This is a genomic window from Stygiolobus caldivivus (assembly GCF_019704315.1).
Lineage (GTDB): Archaea > Thermoproteota > Thermoprotei_A > Sulfolobales > Sulfolobaceae > Stygiolobus > Stygiolobus caldivivus.
The window spans coordinates 2,567,665-2,588,427 of record NZ_AP024597.1 but is presented as its reverse complement, the minus strand read 5'-3'; the positions used below and the strand labels follow the sequence as shown (position 1 = coordinate 2,588,427).

The window sequence follows — 20,763 nt, the reverse complement described above, 5'->3', positions numbered from 1 at the left end:
CCTAAGCTCGTCACGCAATAAGTTATGACTTCTAATAGGTTAAAAAACTTACTCATGTGAAAATATAGCATGAATTTTTACTCTATTACCTTCTTCCTCCTTCTTATCTACTCTAACGAAACCAAACCTAATAAACTGGACTATATCATTCTCTCTAAGCTGGGCTATTGATTTTTCTCCTAACCCATGAATTTCTCTTATCCCTGAATTAGGATCCGCAATATAAACTACTATATCCACAGCTTCGCTCTTCTTAGTCCATTGTACAATTTTAGCATTTATTTTCCTAGCATCCTCAACACTCCTACTGTGATAGATTAGTCTATCACCTTCAACTACCACGTTACAGAGCTCCATTAACCTGAGGACTTTTTCTTTGGCGTCTTCAGAATCGATCACTACCTTATCGTGGGGACTTACAGTAATTTCACGATAATTTGACGGGTCTGAAGGGTGATATGGGATCTTAGCGGTCATTTTATCTGGTAATTCGATTTCAAACTCCCTAGGGCTGGGGACAAACATCAGCCTCTTAGCTGTTAGATCCAGCTTTTTCCTATTTATAGAAGCTATATTATCAAAACTTATAGTGGCATCAGTAACTTTAAGACCTACCGTAATGATTATTTCTTTCACAGTATCAGGTAAAATACCTCTCCTCCTTAGCCCTGCTAGTGTAGGTAGCCGCGGGTCATCTATACCAGATCCTCTATCTAATGCTGTTCTAATCTTAGATTTACTCATCATAAATCCTTCTAGTTTGAGCCTACCGAATTCATGGACTTCAGGGTAGGTCCATCTCAGGTAGTTATATACCCATTTCTGTTTTTCTGCGTTAACTGCATGTTCTTTCCCCCTAAAAATATGTGTTATACCAAGCTCGTGGTCATCTATCGCACTGGCAAAATTATAGGTAGGCCATAACCAGTATTTATCACCTTCAATAGGATGAGGATTAGCTTTTACATCTATAATCCTAAGCAATACCCAGTCCCTTTGGGACGGATCTGGTAGGGTTAGATCTGTCTTTAACCTAACTACAGCCTCTCCCTCTTTAAATTCACCTTGTAACATTTTCTCGAATAAATCAAGATTATAGGAAGCATCTCTCAGCCTGTTAGGGCAAGGTTCGCCCTTATCCCTCTTCTCCTTAAACTCCTCTTCTTTACACGTGTCTACATAAGCATGTCCTTTCTGAATAAGTTCCCTAGCATATTTATAATAAATCTCTAAACGAGCTGAGGCTCTAACTTCTAAGTCCCACTTTATGCCTAGCCATTTTAAGTCTTCCCTTATCCAATCATAAGCCTCTCTAATAGGTTTCTTTACCTTAGGGTCAGTATCATCAAACCTGAGGATAAATTTCCCATTATACATCGAGGCGTACTGATAGGAAATTATTGCAGCCCTAGCGTTTCCTAAATGTAACGGACCGTCCGGGTTAGGAGCAAATCGCGTAACTAGTGACCCTTTAACTGAAATTGGCGGGAGCGTTTTCTTTACTGTTTCCTCTTTCTTTTTTTCCTCAAGCATCTCTGGGTATTTTTCCTTAAGCTCGTTTATCTGGTCGTTAATACTCATCGAATTTACCTTATCCACTATTTTCTTAGTTAGTTCGACGATCTCCTTGGCTCTAGACCTCAAATCTCCTCTTTCCGAAAAGATTTTACTAACTACGGCGTTTACATTAGCTTTACCATCATGTTTTACTGCGTTTTGTAATGCATATTTATATACCAGCTCCTCTAATTCCTCCATCTATATCACCTTTAATTAATTTATTCACAAACTCCACTACTCCTTTTCCACTTTTCTCCCTAGTTATATAGTTTCCTAATTTTTTTACTTCCTCTTCTCCATTTCCTACCACTACCTTAAAACCTACCTCTTCCAAAAACTCTATATCTGTGCTAGAATCCCCTATGCCTATTACATCACCTTTACTCACACCTAAAAGGGAGATTAAGAACCTCACTCCATCTCCCTTTCCCTTTTTAGACTTAGAAACATGTATCGCATAACCACTAGTTCTAATATACAGACCTCTACCTTTCGCCCACTTTACCATTTCATTAGTCAGATAAGGAGGAGTAAACGTCAAATCGCAACATTTGTACACGTTTTGCCAGCTTCCTTTTACGTTAAATAATCTTTCAAATTCAGCTATTAAATCTTTATTTATTTTCTCGCACACTTCATATAGTTTTTCATAATACACTACGCATCCGTTTTCAGCCACTATCCCCCCATTAAAACCTAGATAGGTATAGAGCGCTCTTAGTACCGGATAAGAATTACCGCTAACAATACCCACTTTAAACCCACTTTTCTGGATCTCCCTTAAAGCTTTTATAGCATCTAACTCTAGGAGATACGTATCCCTATCTAATGTTAAAGTTCCATCTACGTCTACCAGTATGAGTCTCAACTCAATAGATCCCTTGCCCTATTAACAAATTTATAGTCAACGTAGATCCTGCTAATATTTATATACTCAGGTACTACGTTAAGTAATGTATTTGAAAAGTCTTTGAGCATTTTATATTTCCCCTTAGAGAAGACTTTTATCTTATTTTTATCAATGATCTTTATTTTCTCTTCAAATGGAAATATGGCTTCTCTAGGAATTCCATACCTTTCAAGCTTACCAACCAACTCTTCAAGCGGTGTAGTTAACTTATCAAACGAAACCTCTTCAAATACTACTTTAGGTCCATTTCTATTGAGAAAGTTTTTCACTTGCATTTTTAGATTGTCTGAAATGTTATAGTCAGATAAAACCTCATATAGTTTTGAGAAAATCCATTCATCGTCCCAATAAGCTATAGAACCATCATTCACACTCTTCTTTATATATTTTTCATCAAATAATTCCGAGCAGCAAATATCGACTATCTGCTTATATATATTTCTTAAATACAACTCATAACCCAAAATAGTCTTATGATAATAAACAGCTTGATACATATGAAGTCGAGAGATGTAAAAATTTTCTAGGCTATAGAGACCTTTCTCTAGTACTAATATGTTATTATCTTCTCCATAACTAATGGTATCTATTAGTCTATCTAAGTCTAAATTTCCTAATTGGACACCGGTGTGTCTTGAATCCCTTATTAAATAGTCCATACGATCTACATCTACATCGCTATCTATAATGCTAGAAAAAGTATTTTCGCCATTGTATATCTCTAGGATCTTGTCAGTATTAACTGAATACTCTTCAAAAATTTCTTCTAACTCAGCGTCATTACGTATTATTTCACTCCTGAGCACTTTATTACTTATATTATATTGTAGATAAAGGGGTTCTATTGCATGACTAAAGGGAAATTGGCCTATATCATGTAGTAATGATGATATACGTAAGACACTGAGTTCCTCATCCGTCAGAATACCGTTCTGCCTTAACTTTTCACCAATTTTTTGTGATAAGTGGAAACTCCCTAGAGAATGGCTAAAGCGTGTATGCATAGCACCAGGGTAAACAAGGTAGGCAAGACTAGTTTGTTTTATCCTTCGTAACCTTTGAAAAATAGGTGAGTCCACTATCTTGGTTTCAAGGTCATTCAAGGTTATATAGCCGTGAACTTCATCAAACACTTTTTTCATTAGTATAAAACGTAATTTAAAAGTATTAAAAATGAATGCCCATCCCAGCTCAGAAGGGCTGCGGGTCCTCGCGGATCCCACGGCCCTTCTGACGTGGGCGGCTTAACTTCCGGGTTCGAGACGAGTCCGGGTGTTGCCCGCCCACTATGGCCGGGTGGGCAATCACTATTAATCTTTCATAGCTTAAAAAAGTATCTGATTTAATACGCGCTATTTGTTCTTTTGTTGTTGCTGATTAGACTTTGCGTATATCCCCCAAATAAAAAGAGGAGCCCCGTCCTTAGGGCATGTACCTTCTATCTTCGGAATGAAATCCCCTTCTCTAAATGGCCTTTCTGTAGTGTAACCGCACTTCAAACATTTTAAAACAGTAATTATAGGTTTTTGTTGTTGCTGTTGGTTTTGGCTCATTGAGCTACACCTACAGTGTTCCCTACGCCTATTAATACTACAGTATCTCCAGGCTTAGTCCTTTCTAGTATCAGTTTCTTAACCATTTCGACAACTTTATCAGCTGCTTCATAAACTTCCTGAGGCATAGACGTTATAGCCTCTTCTAAGCTCATTTTAACAATCACGGCATCAATAGGAATATTGTACTTTACAGCAGCCCTTTCTATTGCTATCTTTTCTGGACCCGGATCGCCCATGGCTACTCCGGTACCTTCAGCTATCTCGCCTGTATTCTCACCTTCTAATTTCGCAGCTGCATCTACTGTAATTATTCTCGATACCTTTCCGTGTTCCCTCTCCACTATATTTTCAACAGCTTCTCCGGGTGTACCCACAGTTGCCATGGGCCCTTCAGCTTTCACCACAATAAGTTTTCTTCCTTCAAATACAGTCTCTCCAGCAACTACTTCTCTACTGGGTGACCATTTCTCTGGGATCGACATTAGAAACCTCGATGCAACTAAAGGACCTAGGGAATCCCCTACGGGGACACCTTGAATGAAAGTATCTTGTGCTTTCTCATAAGCTTCAGCCATCTTTACTAGCATAGGGACTATACTTTGTAACTGGATTAGAATAAAGTAGCTATTTAGTTTCTTACCCATCAGCAAATAGTGCCTTATAACTTTATGTATCGTATTTAGAGCGTTTATTATTTCAGCAGATACTTCTATCTTACTCCTAGTTACTGGATCAACATTTGGTAAAGTAGTCATTATAATACCCTTAATTCTATCCTCACTTGTACGTATTAGCAACCTCATCCTACTTATTATATCCGTCGGCTCTACATTAACTGGGTCTATTGTAAACATATCAGCAAACCTCTTTGTTAGCTCGTCAGGGTTTGGTGCTCCTTGTTTCTCTAAGAGCTGTTTAGTCTTACTTTTTGCTGCATTTAGAGATTTCTCTATTTTAGCCAGTCCATTCTCTATTTCTCTAGATGCAAAGTATATATACATTCTTTGTTGGAACCCAGGCAGAGACATAAGAGCTATGAGTCCAAAGAATATGATATACGCTAGAAAATAGTAAGCACTATTTATCTGTCCAGATGGAGCTGACTGAGCTAATGCTATTATCTCAACTACGTCTAACATTATCCCATCACTTTATTTTTATAAACATGAGGGCTAATAATTTTTTATTAAGTTATTACTTCCACGCCATCCCTAGTAACTAAGACTGTGTGTTCAAACTGGGACACAAACCCCTTTTTCACCTCAAGAAGTATGGGGTATCCCCTAATAGCTCCTTTCCTCATTAAAGTTTTTATCATCTGTTTTACGTATTCAGCTTCTCCTAGATTTGCAAACCAACGTTCGCTAAAAGGATTCTTATTTACTTTTTCATAAATTTTCATAAGAAAATCTTTCTCTTCATCAGAAAGACCCTTAATATCCGTAGTCCTTACTGCATAAATTGTAATCTCTTTTCCTTCAATTACTTTACCCCCTCCATCAGTAGCGAATGGTTCAATGGCGTATGTATTATCTTCAATTATTCTTCCCATTCCCCTTTCATAAACATTTGGAATAAAAATTCCAGCGTGTAATTCATAACGCCTAATTAAGTGCCCACCTAAATTCGCTACAGGTTTATATCCATAACTTTTTATAGTCCGTTCTATAACCTTCCCTATTTCACCTATATCTACTCCTGACCTTATAGTTTCTATTGCCTTATCTAGTGCTACCTTTGAAGCCTCAGCAAGCTTTTCATACTTAGGATCCAAAGCCACAGTAAGGGCAGTATCCGTAATATACCCATCTATATGGGCACCCAGGTCTAGTTTCACTACTGCGTTTTCTGGGATTACTTTTAGATCCCCTATGACCGGACTATAATGGGCAGCTTCATTATTTATAGAGAGATTACAAGGAAATGCTGGAAATGCGCCGTTCTCGATTATTATTTTTTCTACTGTCTCACATACGTCTATTACCTTTACTCCCGGTTTAATTAGTTTAGCTCCTTCTTCTCTTGCCTTAGCAGCTATTTTCCCAGCTTTTCTAATTATTTCTATAACCTCCTCATTCATGAGGTTATATAAAGAAAGGAAGTTTTAATTTTTAGCTTAGAAATATTCTATTATGCCACAACTACGATGGTTAGGGCACGCAGCGGTTGAATTGAATATTAGTGGTAAACATATTATTGTAGACCCAATGATAAAAGATAACCCCCTATCCCCTGTGAGATTGAATTACTTCGATAATAACTTAGATTTAATAGTAGTTACACATGACCACTACGACCACTTGGGAGATACCGTTGAACTCATGAAAATGAACCCTAAGGCAAAAATTTTTGCTACATACGACCTTGAGGCATATTTGGCGAACGAGTTTAAGATTGATTGGGAAAAATTCATCCCGGCTAACGTAGGAGGGTATATATCTTTCGATGGGATAAAATTAGCTCTAACTAAAGCCGTCCATTCAAGTGAACATAGCGATCCAACTGGAGTCGTTATAAATGGAGATGGAGTAACATTGTATCATGCAGGAGATACTGGGCTCTTTGAGGATATGAAGTTAATCGGAGAACTGTTTAAACCGGATTATGTGTTACTACCCATAGGAGGTAGGTTTACCATGGATCCTCAACAAGCTGGTATTGCAGTTGAAATGCTGAGACCTAAAAGATACGCTATACCTATCCACTACAATACTTGGGACCTAATTAAAGTAAATCCTGACGAATTTGTCCAAGAAGTAAGCAAAAGAGGGTACAAAGCATTAGTACTTCAGCCTGGACAGAGCGTGGAACTATAAATGTTAAGCGAAAATGAGATTAAGATAGTAGAATATTTAAAATCTAGACCTAATAAGTCGGCTACAGCAGAAGAAATAAGCGATTCACTAGGGATACCTCTATCGTCAATATATAGTCTTTCACAGTTACTGAAAGAGAAAGGGTACGTAAGGCTAGAAGAAAAAAAATTAACGAAGTACGAACTGACCGACGAGGGAAAATTAAGGCTACAGAGAGGAATGCCAGAAGATGTTCTGATTAAAACCCTAAACGGCCAAAGCAGAAAAATTAGTGAGCTAAAAGAGCTAATGGGGAACGAACTAGAAATAGCGTTAGGTTGGGCAAGGAGAAAAAACCTTATAAAAATAGAAAAAGATTCAGTAATACCACTGGTTAAAGATTACCAATCACCTGAAGTAGACTTACTTAGAGACCCCTCAAAGATCAACGACAATAACTATAAACAGTTACTTGCAAGGAAACTGATAAGCGTAAAACAAGAAACTGCATTAATTCTTAGTTTAGCACGGGAGGACATAACGGTCGTAAAGCCTATTACATATATCACTACTGATATCATAAAGAACCATGAGTGGGAAAAAGCACCGATTAAAGAGTATAACGTTGAGGCTGAACCACCCTTTTACCCACTTGCTAAAAAACACTTTTTTAAAGAATTTTTAGAAAAATTGAGGGATGTAATGATAAACTTAGGATTTACAGAAGTTAAAGGAAATTATGTGGAATTAGAGTTTTATAATTTCGATTTGCTTTTCCAAGCACAAGATCACCCAGCTAGGGAAATTCATGACAGTTTTATGATTGAGGGTAAAGGTGAGGTAAAGGACTTAGAGCTGATGAATAGGGTAAAGGAAATGCATAAGAAGGGCTGGAAATATGAATGGGAACCTAACATTGCATTGAGGCTAGTCTTAAGGAGCCAGACTACAGCAGTAACTTCCAGAGTTTTAAGTAGTAGACCTAGACCACCAATCAGGACTTTCACTATCGGTAAAGTGTTCAGACCTGATTCAATAGATGCTACACATTTAATTGAGTTCCACCAACTAGACGGTCTTGTAGTAGAAAACGGGTTTGCCTTCAGGGATCTATTAGGAGTCTTAAAGGAGATCTTTTATCAGATAGGTATAAAGGAAATAAAATTTAAGCCAGCTTACTTCCCGTTCACAGAACCTAGCGTGGAAGTATATGGAAAGATCGAAGGCTTGGGCTGGGTAGAGATGTCAGGTGCAGGTTTACTGAGGCCCGAGATACTTGAAGCCGTAGGTATAGATAGTGATGCTGGGGCTTGGGGTATAGGAATAGATCGCCTCGCTATGCTCTTATTCGGCCTCAAGGATATTAGATTATTATATGCAAATAACGTAGATTTTCTGAGAAATTTCAGGGGCTGATAGGCTGTGGTTAACATTATAGTCTACAAGTGGGACTTGCTAAATAAGCTGAAAATTAGTGAGAATGAACTGGAAGATTTACTATTTAACCTAAAATCTGAAGTTAAACCTGTTGACCAAGACCATTTAGAAATCGAAATAAATAACGATAGGCCCGACCTCCTATCTACACCAGGTATAATAAGGGCAATTAAAGGACTAAAGAAGATCGAACTGGGAGAAGCAAAGTATGAAGTAAAACAAGGAGAGTATAGCCTTAAGGTAGAAAAAGTTGAGACAAGGCCTTATGCAGTAGCAGGGATAGTAAGGGGAATAAATCTTGATGAAGATTCCTTAAAAGAACTTATTCAATTCCAAGAAAAACTTCACATAACTATAGGGAGAAAGAGGAAAAAGGTAGCTATAGGGATCCATGACCTAGATAAGATTACCTCTAAAAACATAGTATACAGAGAAGTACAGTTGGATTACAAATTTACACCGCTAAATGAAAAAAGAGAGTTAACTGTGAAGGAAGTTTTAGAGAGTACAGAACAAGGAAAACAATACGGAACTATTTCTGTTAAGGACGGGAGGACACCGGCAATTATGGAAGATAATGGTAGTATCCTTAGCATACCGCCCGTAATAAACTCTGAAAAAACGCGGCTAGAGATATCTACAAGAAACTTATTCATTGATGTTACGGGTACTTCTTTAGATGCTGTAAGTGCAACGTTAGACATCCTTACAACAAACTTAGCTGAGATGGGCGGAAAAATAGAACTGGTTAAGGTCCTTTCTGAAAGCTATGAGACTTGGTACCCGCAGCTGAAGCACTCTAAAATGAAAATCAGTTCAGATTATGTTAGCAAAAAAATTGGGTTAAACCTAACCACTGAAAGTGTAATAGAATACTTAAGGATGGCTAGATTCGATGTAAGTAAAGTACAAGGTAACGAGGTAGAAGTTATTATCCCTCCCTATAGAGTAGATATAATTTCGCAAATCGATCTAGTAGAAGATGTAGCGATGATGATAGGATATCAAAACCTTGAACCTTCAAGTTTTAAACTTACACGTTTAGGCGCAGCTACTAAATTAACTACTGTAACCAGAAAAATAAGGGATTTAAGTATCGGAGCAGGGTTCACGGAGATCTTTACTTTTGTCCTCACTAACGATAGGGATATTGAAGGTGATTACGTTAAAATAGTAAACCCAGTGACTGTTGACTATACAGTAATCAGGAATTCTCTTATACCTACTACACTGTATTTCTTAAAGCAGAACCAACATTCAAAAATGCCTATACTGGTGTTTGAAATCGGAGATGCGGTGATAAGGGGTAATACTGATACTGGTTATTTAAACTCTACAAGGGCCGTCTACTCTATTATGGACAGTAAAGTAAGCTTTGAAGACCTCCAATCTAGAATACATCAAATCTTATACAATCTTAATATATCTTTTGAGTACAGAAGAGCTGAACACCCTTTACTCATCAAAGGTAGAACAGCTGAAATCATAAAAGATAAGGAACAAGTAGTAGGAATTATAGGTGAAGTTCACCCTCAAGTGCTTGAAAAACTTGGAATAGAGTACCCAATAGTGATAAGTGAAATATACGTCGATAGGCTCATAGGTGAAAACCTTTGATCATAACGTTAGATAATGGGGTAAGAATCTACTATGAAGTTAGAGATGAAAATAATGCTAACGACACTGTAATTCTAATACATCACCTAGCTGGGAGTAAAAATAGTTGGAAATACATTTACCCAACCTTATCAAGGAAATATAAAGTCTTAGTATATGACTTAAGAGGTCACGGTAGATCATCAATACCGCCCGCACCGTATTTAATAGAGGAACATTCTGAAGACCTTAGAAAATTATTAGAAATAGAAGGGATTAAAGAACCGATTATCGTAGGACACTCATTAGGGACTTTAATTGCAATTGATTATGCCTTAAAAAATAGTGTAAAAAAACTTGTATTAATAGGAGCGTTATATAAAGCACCGGCAAGAGAACCCTATGAGAAAATGTTATCAATAGCCTTATCATTGGGCATGGAGGCTCTTGCAGATTATAGGAGAAAAATAAACGATTTTGCTCCCACTTTATATGGTAACCCCAGAGCGTGGAATGACTTATTAAGCGTCTACCGAGAGAATACCCCGATAGGATATAAGTATGCAGTAGAAGGTTTACTTAATGCAAGAGATTACTCAGAAGAGTTGACCAAATTAGATATAGAAACTTTATTACTTTATGGGAGTGAAGACAAGCTATCTCAGAACTTAAACTTGTTTAAGAGCAAAATTAAGGACGCAAAAAGTAAAGTCTTTGCGAGTTATGGTCATTTCCTTAATTTTGAAATGCCGGAGGAGTTAACAAAAGAATTACTTAACTTCCTCTACAAGTCCCCCTAGTCTTACACCTATGTCTATTAGTTCCTTTTTACATTCCTTAATTTTTCTTTCTATTTCGTCTTCACTGATTGAACTTCCGGCTATTTGAATTTCCAAGACTGGGTTTTCTAATTCTTTTCCTTTAGGGTGAGTCTTTATATATAAATCATATTTCTTTACCAACTGCTTAACGTAAGGTGCAATAGTAGATTCCATAACTCCTCTAATGATAAAGCTCTCTTCATGATATTTTTTATTAGGCCTATTAGTTAGATGTTTAGATAGAAAATTTTCTAGTACATTTTCCATTTCACGAGGTACACCCGGGGTAGCTAAAATCTCTATGTCTTCATATTTTACGTAAATGCCTGGTGCTATACCCACGTCATTCTCAACTGCTATGCTACCTCTAGGCATTTTAGCCATTTTTACTCTTTCTTCCGTAAGTTGGATTCCTAATCTAGAGTATTTCTCTACAATCATTTGATATGCTTTCTGGTTCAACTCTAAAGGTCTATTTATAGCTAGGGAAATCCCTTCACTAGTCTTGTCATCATAAGTGGGACCTAATCCACCTGTGGATACGATCAGGTTGGGGTTTCTGCTTATGGTTTCCTTAAAGATCTCCTTAATTTCTTCCAATTCATCCATTACTACTGTTATTCTTCGTATAGTGAAACCTATAGAGATCAGCCTTCTAGCTATATGTGAAGCATTAGTGTTTATTGTCTTACCAGATAGTATTTCATTTCCTATCGTTATTATTTCAGCATACCACTCTTCCACAAAAATAGATAAAAGGATAAAGGTTAATATTTTGTGCGTGAAGTGTTAAATGTTTGAACGGTTTTTGTCCAAGGATACAGAGTTATTGAGAAGTTCAGAAATACGAGATCTACTTAAACTAACTGAAGGTAAAAAGGTAATAAGCTTGGCAGGAGGTTTACCCGACCCCTCGACTTTCCCATCTGAGGAGATAGAAAAAATAACAACTGACATACTTAAAAATAGTCCTGAAAGGGCACTACAGTACTCTACCACTTCAGGAATAGTAGAATTTAGGAAAGAACTTGTAAATCTATCGTCAAGAAGGGGCATAACTGGGATAAATGAGAACAACATTTTCGTCACAGTTGGGAGCCAAGAAGCCCTGTTCATGATCTTTAATCTCCTTGTAGACCCGGGAGATACAGTTATTGTCGAAATGCCCACTTATCTGGCCGCCTTAAACATACTTAGAGCCAGGAAGCCTAACTTTATTGGCGTAAAGGTTACAGAAAAAGGACCTGATATTGACGAGTTAGAAACAAAAATTAAGGAGAGTATATCAAAAGGCAAAAAACCTAAGTTGATGTATGTTATACCCACTGCACAAAATCCGGCTGGAACAACTATGGGCCTAGAAGACAGAAAGAGGCTCATCGAATTGGCAGAACAATATGACTTTCTACTGATAGAGGATGATGCCTATGGCTTCTTAGTATTTGAAGGGGATAGCCCACCGCCGTTAAAAGCTTTGGATAGAAGCGGCAGGGTGATCTACACCGGAACCTTTAGTAAAATTTTAGCCCCAGGTTTTAGATTAGGTTGGGTTATAGCTTCTGAAGAGTTCACTCATGAAATGGAGCTATATAAGCAGAATGTAGATTTACACACGCCAACGTTTACTCAGATGATCGCAATGGAAGCAATCAAGAGAGGAGTCATAGAGAGGCAAATTCCTAAAATTAAGCAAACATATCGTGAAAAAAGAGATGTCATGTTAGATGCTATAGAGAAATACTTCCCGAAATCAGCTAGATGGAGTAGGCCAGTAGGTGGTATGTTTGTGTTTACTTGGCTACCAGAAAAGATAGACACAGTAAAGATGTTAGAAGAGGCAATGAAGAGGGGAGTAGCTTACGTGCCGGGATCCAGTTTCTATTATGACTACAGTGGAAGAAACACGATGAGACTAAACTTTAGCTATCCTAATCCAGAAGAGTTAGAGCAAGGAATAAAGATTCTAGGTGAAACCATTTCGTCTTATTTATGATCTTTTTACGACCTTCTAGCAGAAAAGAATTTCTCAGCGTTAAATAGAACTCCTGGTTTAGGTGTAGGTATCGAAGATTCAAGGGAGTCAGATGAGACTACTAGCTCTTGAAATATTTTATCTGTGATTTCATCGTCAATAAATTCAAATACTCCGTCCATTTTCATAGGCTCAATTAGCCTTACGTTTAGTCTGGTAGGAATAATTGCAGGCCAAGAGTTTAGAAATTTTGGTAAAGCTAAGATATCCCCTTCTTTAGAACTAAATTGTAATGCTACCCTAATCCAACTCCTCATACTCCCAGCGAATATGATATCCCAACTTCCTCCATCCTTTATTTCTTCAACCCCATATAACCTTACTTTATAGCCTTCGTCGTTGTATAAGTACACCCTACTAGCATACCCTACTAGAGCTAAGGAAGAGATGTATGATACTAGTCCACCACCAACGATTAGAACATTAAAGCCCTTGACTATCTTTCTAAGCTGTAATCCAATACTTACGAACGGATATAGAACGTACTTTATATTAAAGTTATCTGGCAGAACCACTATACTATCTTCTGGTATTACAGCATACTCACTTAGGATTCCGTCTATTTCTGTCCCTATTCCACCATACTTTTTAGAATATGGAAGGACTACAGCATTTTTACCCTCAATGTTCTTATCCACTTCGATCCCAACGTTCCTTATCTTAACTATACCGGTGCTCCCAAGAATTCTCTTTGGTTCGACCCATAAGAATCCAGTGTAAATTGCGTTTTCTAATCCGGTGAAGAGAACTGTTGAGGGTGTTACCATCACAAAGTCCTTATTTATGGGCTGTTCTATCACATCTTTTACTGTAATACCTAAATCGAATACTATTGCCTTCATTCGTAAGATATAATATATTTCACTTATTAAATTTTCGATGACAACTTAACTAAATGAGGATCATACATAACCTAAGTAAAGAGGCTAGGACACGTATTATCGAATTGTTGCTAGAGAATAGAAGTAAAAAGGAACTCGCTGAAGAACTTGGCTTATCCCCCTCAGCTATAACTAAATTCTTATCTAGTGCCACACATCCTAGCGACGAGACTATTGAGAAGGCATTCAAGATAGCTAATGAACGAGAGAAAAGAGAAATAATAGATATAATCCTTGACGATTTACTAGAAAGCCTAGAAGAATTCATAGAAGAAACTAACATAATGAGCAGAAAAATTCTCAGAATCAAAAAAATTATTACTCATATCACGCCTTCCTAGGTTCGTATAACGGGCACGTTATACACAAATCAGAGAACTTTGCTACCACAATCTTTTTACTTCCATTCTCTTGGACTACCACAGCATCTTGAGGTATCCCTAATTTTTCAGGTTCAGCCACGCTCCATGCATTACATGTATCATTAAATACATGTCTGCACGTCTTGGCCTTCCACATCCCTTGTGATCTAGCTATGTTTAACCAGCTAGTGATCGTGAACAGTTTATCTAATTCCGATTTAATGCTGTTAAATTCTTGAGTTGTAGAGTCATTGATTCCTTTTAATTTATCTTTTAATTCCTTGATCTCTTCCTCTAGATCTGATGCTGAAATTAACACTACATTATTTTTTAAAGTGTCTTCATTTGTTATGCTCATGTTTAGATCCTCTGTTTTGATACCTTTTTAAGGGAAATTGCCAAATACAAATCCATGGTAAAGGATTTATACAAGGAGAGGGTCAAGGTTCTAACCGATATATGGGGGAAAATATTAGAGAACACTAATGTGACTAGAGACCAGGTTTTAGAGGTACTGGAAAAGTCTTATGAGGAAAAACATATAAAACCCATAAGGGGGTTTAAGGCTGATGGACTTTACGAAAAGGAATTAATAAGTTTATACGTAGTAGGAAAGGATGGACTCGGGTTAATGAGCGATTATGAAGAGCTATTTATTAAAATTTTTACACCAGAGATAAAATTTGATAACGCATCGCAGTTAATAGCAGAGAATAGACCCCTAGAGGCTTATGAAGCATTAGATAAGGACAAGTCAAGCCTTGCTAAAACACTAAGGCTGATTTTCACGGAAGGAATTTTTTCCTTTAAACCTGAAGACACTCTCTACAACGCATTAAGGGTGCTAAACTCCGTTAATGTGGATGAGGTTCAACATACGGCTGTCAGTTTCGCTAGGTTTTACACGGCCTTTAAATTAGCTGAGGGTATTGCTACCAAAAATATACGAGATAAATTAAGCTTAGAAGCACAAAAGAGAGCTATCGCTATAAATATAGGGATTAAATACCCTTTACCGAAGCCAGAATATATAGCTATGATAGCAGAAAAAGTATTTAGTATTAATCCGAAGATAGTAAAGAAAATAATTGGCTCATGAAATGATTTTTAAATTTATAACTAGATTATAATTATTGATGCAAAATTTGTCATCTACACAGAGGGAAATACTTCTAGCATTAGTTGACTTATATAACAAGAGCAAGAGAATGATAAAGAGTAAGGAAGTGGCTGATATTATAGGGAAAGATGAGGGGACTGTAAGGAATATAATTTTGAGTTTGAAGGTCTTAGGTCTTATTGAATCGAAACCTGGGCCTAATGGGGGATATGTTCCAACGCTTAAAGCATATGAGACTATTAAAAATCCTATTATAACGCCTATTCTAGATCAATTAAGTTTATACAAGGATGGTTTTGAGACCGATATAAAAATAAGTAACATAGAAATTCTAGATATAACTAACCCTTCTGGGAATAAGGTTCTACTTAGGGTCAGTGGAGACTTAAGAAAATTGAAGGTAGGAGATACTGTAAAAGTAGGACCTATACCCTACAGTAGATTAGTGATAGAAGGAGTTATCATCCATATAGACGACTCGAGGAAAGAGCTAATATTAGATGTGACAAGGATGATAAGCATACCTAAAGTTCAAGTTAAAAATATAATTTCTAGAAAATTAATCGCATTGAAACCTAATATGTTACTCAAAGAGGCTGCACAAATATTATACAAAGAAGGAATTAGAGGTGCGCCAGTTCTAGATAATGATGAGAAAACTCTAGGTATACTTACTACGGCCGATATCATTAAGGCCTTCTTTGAAGGAAATTTCGAAGCTAAGGTAACTGACTATATGAAGACTAACGTAATCAGCATAGGCGATGAAGATGATATCATGACAGCAATAAGGAAAATGTTAATTTATAACGTGGGAAGACTACTAGTAATATCACGAAATCAAAGAGTTGTAGGAATAGTTACCAGAACTGATATTCTAAAGACTATAGCCGGATTGGAAGAGTTAATAAATGCGTGAAAAAATAGCTATTATAACTAAAGATAATAAATTAATACAATTAAGAAATATAGCAAAGCAAGATAATGAGTTTAAAGTAGATGAAGAAGAGTTCTATAAATACATCGATAACATAAAGGCTATAGTTCATAGCCATGAGGGATCTTGCGAACCAAGTGTTAAGGACATAGTATATATGAGCCTATGGCCTGTCCCTTGGATAATAGGAAATAGATCCTGCCTTAAATCATATTTATTCACTGCTCTCGGTATATTGGAGCTCGACATCAATTCCCTTATTCCTCAGGAACTCTACTACTTTCTCATGGAGTTTCTTCAATAATTCTCTTTTATCTTCGGCTAGCACTACATCAGAGTACTCTTTTATAAGTATATTATGTGCAAAAGGACTAGGTACATTGAAGGGACCTACTACCTTTACACCTATTTCACCGCTCTTAACCTTAGAAACTATATCTATAGCCTTCCTAATATCCATATAATCTTCTAGGATTTCTCTTATAGTTTCTTTTAAAACGGGAAATCCTTCTAACTCCCTCACAACACTTAATAATACCTCTGAATTTAATTGCCTACGGTCGATATTCGTTTCTCTGCCTTTATAGCGTTTTAGTATCATGAATGACCTCTCGGCACAGTGCCTAAATCTACGTTTCAGCATTTCGGTTCGTATTATAACCTTACTTAGAATATCATACATTTCCTCTGGGTTTAGCTTATGCAAAACAGAACTTATATCATAGTTTACCACGTTAGGCAAGGTTATTATAAACCCGTTGTCTGTTACAGCAATCCTTAAATCAGTTTTTAAATCATTACTAATAATATACGCGATAGCTCTGGATAATGCATCTAAAGTTCTCCTGCCATAGAGTGCGTGAAAAATGAAATTTCTTCTACCTTCCTCATCGTCATATACTTCTATTACTATCAAATTATTGCTAGGAACTACTCCCATAAACATATACTGTTCGTATATGTACGTGTAAATAGATTTTGCAGCAGATCTGGATATTTCGTACTCTTTTGATATTTCTTCTACTATTTGTTTTGGGCTTCGGTTTTCAGATATATATCTCGCAATTTTTCCCCTAAATTCCCCTATCTCAATTGCTGAATCAAAAGCTAGCGGTAACATCTCAGAAAACCAGCTGGGTACTGTAGGTCTTTGCCCTTCAGCATCCCTGACTATAACTATGTTACCTTCACTCCTAATAAACTCATAAGTTTTACCGGCTAAAACAAATATATCGCCTGGCGTTAATATTTCTACGAACTCTTCCTCTAAATTACCCACGTACTTTCCGCTTTCAGTCTTAACTGGTATATTAGCCTCATCTGGGATAGTGCCACTATTTAGGAAATATATCATTCTAGCACCGCTTTTAGGGTAAATAGAATTGTCCTTAATCCTTATCTTTGCATAAACTCTATTCTCATCTAGCTCATAACCTCCTGACAAGTAATTTATAACGTTCATAAATTCCTCCTTTGAAAGGCTTGAATAGTTATATGAATTAGTTATAATTTCATATAATCTATCAACTTGTATTGGAGAAATTAGAGACGAGGCTAATATAAGTTGAGCTAGGACGTCTAGCGGTGAAGAAGGTATATGGATGCTATCTATCTTTCTTTGTCTAGCTAATTGTGCTAAAATTGTACATTCAACCAAGTCGTCTCTGTCCACTACCACAATCCTTCCCCTACTTATATTTCTGATATGATGCCCAGCTCTCCCTATTCTTTGAAGTAATCTACTAACGCTTTTAGGGCTACTAAGTAGTACAACGAGGTCAATATAACCTATGTCTATTCCTAGTTCTAAACTGGTTGACGAAACTACCACTTTTAGCTGTCCTCTCTTTAGCTTTTCTTCTACGTCAAGTCTAACATCTCTGCTTAAACTGCTGTGGTGTGCAGCAACTAGATCAGAATCAAAAACTTTCTCAACTTCAAAGAGCTTTCTCAGCTTATACGATACCCTCTCTGCTGCGCTCCTGGTATTAGTAAAAATAAGAGTAGTCTTATACTTCTTTATTTCAGACATTAGAAAATCATAAATCCCTTTACTTATTTCTTCTTCTGATGCATGAACTAGATCTCTCACTGGAGATATTACCCTGATATCAGCTGGTTTAACAAACCTAGCGTCAATTATCTCGTATTTTCTATTTTTTCCCACTAAAAATTTAGCTATCTCCTCTAAAGGAGACACAGTAGCACTTAAGCCAATCCTTGTTACTTCATTTCTTGCTATTAAGTTTTGGTAAATTTCTAATAAGCCAGACAAATATGCTCCTCTTTTACTATTTGCTAGTTCATGTATCTCATCAATTATTACCCACTTAACATTAGCTAATTTTTCCCTAAACTTTGGGGAAACTAGTGATATTCCAAAAGACTCAGGCGTAGTAATGAGTATATGAGGAGGGTCTCTAAGCATTTTTTGCTTTTGATAAGATGTAGTGTCACTTGTCCTAATTCCAACTTTTATCTTAGGTAAATCAGGAAATAAGGCGCTTAGTTCTGATAAAGGCTCTAATAGATTCCTTTGCATATCGTTATTTAAAGCCCTAAGTGGTGAAATATAGATCGCATAAATCTCGTTTTGGAGTTTGCCCTCATATCCCATTTGGATTAAGGTGTCTAAAATACCTAGGAAGGCAGCTAGAGTTTTCCCACTACCTGTAGGGCTCGATACTAAAACATTTACACCTTGTTTTATAAGGGGAATAGCACCCCTTTGCGGGGGTGTAAATGTCTTGTATTTTTCCTTAAACCATTTAGCGACTTGCGGAGTAAGTAGCTTGAAAATCTCTTCATCAGAAATAGAGTTTAAAGCTTGAGCTTCCATGATAGAGTAAATTAAGTCACTTAGGCTTAAAAGAGATCGTCATAATTCTTTGTCATAGGTAAGCCACGTGTATATATACCCAGATGAGTAATATAATAGCCAAATTCCGGTTATAAAATAATTATGAATTAAATAGATTATTGAAGCTAATAAATATAGTATACCTAACATCGCTATAACTGCTATTATCCTCCTTACCTTAACTTGAAAAGATGTTTGATTGGCACCCTTAGGCGTTACTATATAAATTTTATTTCTAGATATAATACCTTTTAAAAAGCTGATAGTAATGAAGGGAGAAATCGCCACAGTAAAGGCTGTTAGCCTGCCTATTGCCATAATACTGTTTTTAAACCCCAGCCCTAGCCTTAAAGCTAATATAAACAAGGTAGTTGCATAACCTATAACTGTGGCTATCCACACCAAGAATAGAGGTGTCCTAAGAATGTCACCTTTTACGAACGGAGATAGCAATGAAATTAAAGTAGCTAATATGAATGTTAAAATTATGGGGGTATACTGGAGCAAGTGAAAGATCATATCAAATTTTTGAGTAAAACTGTATGGAGAATTGATTATATGCCTAATTCTATTCCTTAATACTTCCCCCGTACCTAAAGCCCATCTAGTTTGTTGTACATAAAAACCGTATAAGTTATCTGGTACTTCAATATAAATTGGAACACCCGAAGCACAAACTTTTTTACCTAAGTAAGCCATCCTAGCACCTATTTCTAAATCGTCTTGAATAAGCTTGTAATCCCACCCATCTAACTCGTCCAGAACCTCTTTCTTAAATAAGGTCCCGCTCCCGACCGGAAAAGGTCTTAGCCCTAGACTCTCTTTTCCCTTAAATAAAGCTTTACTTGCCAAAACGGTGGTAGCTATTAGCCCTTTGGCTAAGCTTGAATAATTATTATTCGTATACCCTGTCCACTCGAATACTACAGCATCACAGTTACCAGTCACCATCTTTGCGTAAGCTTTAATTAATGCGTCTTTAGGCAACCTTGAGTCCACATCGATAGTTAAAATTAATTGTCCTTTTGCCCTCTCGTACCCGTAGAGTAAAGCCCCACTCTTATATCCTAGCTTCTTCTCTCTCCTGAAGATTTTGACATCTAGATCTGATGGTATGCTGAGTTTGTTTACAAGTTCATTAAAATAATCTTCACTATCGTCAGAAACAATTATAACCTCAAGTTTTCTCTTGTCCCATACAAGCTCGTTCACATTATTAATAAGTCCTTGAAGGACTTCGATACTTTCCCCTTTTGTAGGGACTATTATTGAAAGGAAGGGCAAATTAGTATCTTTAAGATTTTGGTTTAAAACCAAGATTTTGTTAGACCTCTTGTATAACACCAGTTGGTAAATGATAAATATTGAAGGATATACAAAGAGTAGCACTTGCAACAATAGTGTTAGCATTTTAGAGATAGTTCATCTCTTGGTATAAAAAATTTATAAATATGTCTGGTCGATTTTGGCGGAAATCTCAGCCCCTTGGATGAAACTAAGGTAATATCTTGTTTTTGAATAGGGGGTAATACCAAGCCCTTTTTATCAGCAATTTTCACTACATTATATCCCATACTCATAATTTTTTGCCTAATATTTTCTACCCTCCAATACAAGGTAAATATATCGTCGTCACAATACAACTCAACAGACCCTATCTTTATACAATATTTTCCTCCTTTGGAATTAAGGTGCCTAAATAATTCCATAATTATCTCGGTTTTAACTTCCCTTAGATCGAGAGACCAACTATCCACCACTACATCGTTACTATTATAGTCCACTAATATGACTGGAATTTTACTAAGACCTATGATTAAGGAGGCATAATGCCTGTGATGTCCGTCTAAAATGGTTAGAGAATTTGAGTCCACGATTATAGGAGACATCTTGCAG

20 protein-coding genes and 1 rRNA gene are annotated in these 20,763 nt (G+C 36.7%); 8 read left to right on the top strand and 13 right to left on the bottom strand.

The annotated features are described in order from the left end of the window. Nucleotides 1-48: 48 nt before the first annotated feature. From KN1_RS12890 to map, 7 genes are all read right to left on the bottom strand, one after another. Nucleotides 49-1,758, bottom strand: a complete 1,710-nt coding sequence (locus tag KN1_RS12890; RefSeq protein ID WP_221288033.1) for a glutamate--tRNA ligase — start codon at nucleotides 1,756-1,758, stop codon at nucleotides 49-51. Next, nucleotides 1,730-2,428, bottom strand: a complete 699-nt coding sequence (locus KN1_RS12885) for a phosphoglycolate phosphatase (protein WP_225905702.1) — start codon at nucleotides 2,426-2,428, stop codon at nucleotides 1,730-1,732. The genes KN1_RS12890 and KN1_RS12885 overlap by 29 nt, the downstream gene beginning before the upstream one ends. After that, complete coding sequence (locus KN1_RS12880; RefSeq protein WP_221288032.1) at nucleotides 2,425-3,612, bottom strand: HD domain-containing protein; 1,188 nt, start codon at nucleotides 3,610-3,612, stop codon at nucleotides 2,425-2,427. Before KN1_RS12880 ends, KN1_RS12885 begins: the two co-directional genes overlap by 4 nt. Nucleotides 3,613-3,651: 39 nt before the next feature. Next, a 5S ribosomal RNA gene (gene rrf / locus KN1_RS12875) occupies nucleotides 3,652-3,770 on the bottom strand. 52 nt (nucleotides 3,771-3,822) lie between these two features. After that, nucleotides 3,823-4,023: a hypothetical protein gene (locus KN1_RS12870; RefSeq protein ID WP_221288031.1), complete on the bottom strand. Its 201-nt coding sequence runs from the start codon at nucleotides 4,021-4,023 to the stop codon at nucleotides 3,823-3,825. Next, entirely contained in the window at nucleotides 4,020-5,165 is a 1,146-nt protein-coding gene (locus tag KN1_RS12865) for a DUF1512 domain-containing protein (protein WP_221288030.1), read from the bottom strand. Before KN1_RS12865 ends, KN1_RS12870 begins: the two co-directional genes overlap by 4 nt. 47 nt (nucleotides 5,166-5,212) lie before the next feature. Next, on the bottom strand, nucleotides 5,213-6,106 hold the full coding sequence (map, locus tag KN1_RS12860; RefSeq protein WP_221288029.1) for a type II methionyl aminopeptidase: 894 nt from the start codon (nucleotides 6,104-6,106) through the stop codon (nucleotides 5,213-5,215). A 52-nt stretch (nucleotides 6,107-6,158) separates the two neighbouring features. Between map and KN1_RS12855 the strand changes: the two genes are divergently transcribed. Genes KN1_RS12855 through KN1_RS12840 form a run of 4 tightly spaced genes read left to right on the top strand, consistent with a single transcriptional unit; the run spans nucleotide 6,159 to nucleotide 10,654 of the window. Next, complete coding sequence (locus KN1_RS12855; protein ID WP_221288028.1) at nucleotides 6,159-6,842, top strand: metal-dependent hydrolase; 684 nt, start codon at nucleotides 6,159-6,161, stop codon at nucleotides 6,840-6,842. Continuing rightward, entirely contained in the window at nucleotides 6,843-8,237 is a 1,395-nt protein-coding gene (gene pheS, locus KN1_RS12850) for a phenylalanine--tRNA ligase subunit alpha (protein WP_221288027.1), read from the top strand. Nucleotides 8,238-8,243: 6 nt separating this feature from the next. After that, the gene (pheT, locus tag KN1_RS12845) at nucleotides 8,244-9,875 is read left to right on the top strand and encodes a phenylalanine--tRNA ligase subunit beta (RefSeq protein ID WP_221288026.1); all 1,632 of its coding nucleotides are present in this window, start codon (nucleotides 8,244-8,246) and stop codon (nucleotides 9,873-9,875) included. Further along, nucleotides 9,872-10,654 carry an alpha/beta fold hydrolase gene (locus tag KN1_RS12840; protein ID WP_225905701.1) on the top strand — a complete coding sequence of 261 codons (783 nt, stop codon included), beginning with the start codon at nucleotides 9,872-9,874 and terminating at the stop codon, nucleotides 10,652-10,654. Before pheT ends, KN1_RS12840 begins: the two co-directional genes overlap by 4 nt. Here KN1_RS12840 and KN1_RS12835 read toward each other — a convergent pair. After that, nucleotides 10,625-11,419, bottom strand: a complete 795-nt coding sequence (locus tag KN1_RS12835; RefSeq protein ID WP_221288025.1) for a nicotinamide mononucleotide deamidase-related protein — start codon at nucleotides 11,417-11,419, stop codon at nucleotides 10,625-10,627. The genes KN1_RS12840 and KN1_RS12835 overlap by 30 nt on opposite strands. Before the next feature lie 49 nt (nucleotides 11,420-11,468). Here KN1_RS12835 and KN1_RS12830 point away from each other — a divergent pair, with 49 nt between their 5' ends. Continuing rightward, the gene (locus KN1_RS12830; protein ID WP_221288024.1) at nucleotides 11,469-12,668 is read left to right on the top strand and encodes an aminotransferase-like domain-containing protein; all 1,200 of its coding nucleotides are present in this window, start codon (nucleotides 11,469-11,471) and stop codon (nucleotides 12,666-12,668) included. Between the two features lie 5 nt (nucleotides 12,669-12,673). Here the strand turns inward: KN1_RS12830 and KN1_RS12825 are convergent, their stop codons facing one another. Beyond that, a complete protein-coding gene (locus tag KN1_RS12825) occupies nucleotides 12,674-13,549 on the bottom strand; it encodes an MDR/zinc-dependent alcohol dehydrogenase-like family protein (RefSeq protein WP_221288023.1) in 876 nt (291 codons plus the stop codon). A gap of 53 nt (nucleotides 13,550-13,602) precedes the next feature. Between KN1_RS12825 and KN1_RS12820 the strand changes: the two genes are divergently transcribed. After that, entirely contained in the window at nucleotides 13,603-13,929 is a 327-nt protein-coding gene (locus tag KN1_RS12820; RefSeq protein ID WP_221288022.1) for a helix-turn-helix domain-containing protein, read from the top strand. Here KN1_RS12820 and KN1_RS12815 read toward each other — a convergent pair. Next, nucleotides 13,916-14,308, bottom strand: coding sequence for a hypothetical protein (locus KN1_RS12815; protein WP_221288021.1), 393 nt, complete (start codon nucleotides 14,306-14,308; stop codon nucleotides 13,916-13,918). The two genes, KN1_RS12820 and KN1_RS12815, sit on opposite strands and share 14 nt — an antisense overlap. A gap of 54 nt (nucleotides 14,309-14,362) precedes the next feature. Between KN1_RS12815 and KN1_RS12810 the strand changes: the two genes are divergently transcribed. Together KN1_RS12810 and KN1_RS12805 are read left to right on the top strand one after the other, a co-directional pair. After that, nucleotides 14,363-15,049: a DUF2192 domain-containing protein gene (locus KN1_RS12810; RefSeq protein ID WP_221288020.1), complete on the top strand. Its 687-nt coding sequence runs from the start codon at nucleotides 14,363-14,365 to the stop codon at nucleotides 15,047-15,049. A gap of 37 nt (nucleotides 15,050-15,086) precedes the next feature. Then, nucleotides 15,087-15,989: a CBS domain-containing protein gene (locus tag KN1_RS12805; protein ID WP_221288019.1), complete on the top strand. Its 903-nt coding sequence runs from the start codon at nucleotides 15,087-15,089 to the stop codon at nucleotides 15,987-15,989. Nucleotides 15,990-16,221: 232 nt separating this feature from the next. Here the strand turns inward: KN1_RS12805 and KN1_RS12800 are convergent, their stop codons facing one another. From KN1_RS12800 to KN1_RS12790, 3 genes are read right to left on the bottom strand one after another with little or no spacing between them, the layout of a single operon-like run. Next, entirely contained in the window at nucleotides 16,222-18,846 is a 2,625-nt protein-coding gene (locus KN1_RS12800) for an ATP-dependent helicase (RefSeq protein WP_221288018.1), read from the bottom strand. Nucleotides 18,847-18,885: 39 nt separating this feature from the next. Next, nucleotides 18,886-20,277 carry a glycosyltransferase family 2 protein gene (locus tag KN1_RS12795; RefSeq protein ID WP_221288017.1) on the bottom strand — a complete coding sequence of 464 codons (1,392 nt, stop codon included), beginning with the start codon at nucleotides 20,275-20,277 and terminating at the stop codon, nucleotides 18,886-18,888. After that, a complete protein-coding gene (locus tag KN1_RS12790; RefSeq protein ID WP_221288016.1) occupies nucleotides 20,271-20,756 on the bottom strand; it encodes a ParB N-terminal domain-containing protein in 486 nt (161 codons plus the stop codon). Before KN1_RS12790 ends, KN1_RS12795 begins: the two co-directional genes overlap by 7 nt. Nucleotides 20,757-20,763: the final 7 nt, after the last annotated feature.

Excerpts from the sequence above, each read along its gene's own strand:
- KN1_RS12890 (WP_221288033.1), bottom strand. The coding sequence starts at position 1,758 with ATGGAGGAATTAGAGGAGCTGGTATATAAATATGCATTACAAAACGCA.
- KN1_RS12880 (WP_221288032.1), bottom strand. The coding sequence starts at position 3,612 with ATGAAAAAAGTGTTTGATGAAGTTCACGGCTATATAACCTTGAATGAC.
- KN1_RS12870 (WP_221288031.1), bottom strand. The coding sequence starts at position 4,023 with ATGAGCCAAAACCAACAGCAACAACAAAAACCTATAATTACTGTTTTA.
- KN1_RS12865 (WP_221288030.1), bottom strand. The coding sequence starts at position 5,165 with ATGTTAGACGTAGTTGAGATAATAGCATTAGCTCAGTCAGCTCCATCT.
- map (WP_221288029.1), bottom strand. The coding sequence starts at position 6,106 with ATGAATGAGGAGGTTATAGAAATAATTAGAAAAGCTGGGAAAATAGCT.
- KN1_RS12855 (WP_221288028.1), top strand. The coding sequence starts at position 6,159 with ATGCCACAACTACGATGGTTAGGGCACGCAGCGGTTGAATTGAATATT.
- pheS (WP_221288027.1), top strand. The coding sequence starts at position 6,843 with ATGTTAAGCGAAAATGAGATTAAGATAGTAGAATATTTAAAATCTAGA.
- KN1_RS12830 (WP_221288024.1), top strand. The coding sequence starts at position 11,469 with ATGTTTGAACGGTTTTTGTCCAAGGATACAGAGTTATTGAGAAGTTCA.
- KN1_RS12825 (WP_221288023.1), bottom strand. The coding sequence starts at position 13,549 with ATGAAGGCAATAGTATTCGATTTAGGTATTACAGTAAAAGATGTGATA.
- KN1_RS12820 (WP_221288022.1), top strand. The coding sequence starts at position 13,603 with ATGAGGATCATACATAACCTAAGTAAAGAGGCTAGGACACGTATTATC.
- KN1_RS12815 (WP_221288021.1), bottom strand. The coding sequence starts at position 14,308 with ATGAGCATAACAAATGAAGACACTTTAAAAAATAATGTAGTGTTAATT.
- KN1_RS12810 (WP_221288020.1), top strand. The coding sequence starts at position 14,363 with ATGGTAAAGGATTTATACAAGGAGAGGGTCAAGGTTCTAACCGATATA.
- KN1_RS12805 (WP_221288019.1), top strand. The coding sequence starts at position 15,087 with ATGCAAAATTTGTCATCTACACAGAGGGAAATACTTCTAGCATTAGTT.
- KN1_RS12800 (WP_221288018.1), bottom strand. The coding sequence starts at position 18,846 with ATGGAAGCTCAAGCTTTAAACTCTATTTCTGATGAAGAGATTTTCAAG.
- KN1_RS12795 (WP_221288017.1), bottom strand. The coding sequence starts at position 20,277 with ATGCTAACACTATTGTTGCAAGTGCTACTCTTTGTATATCCTTCAATA.
- KN1_RS12790 (WP_221288016.1), bottom strand. The coding sequence starts at position 20,756 with ATGTCTCCTATAATCGTGGACTCAAATTCTCTAACCATTTTAGACGGA.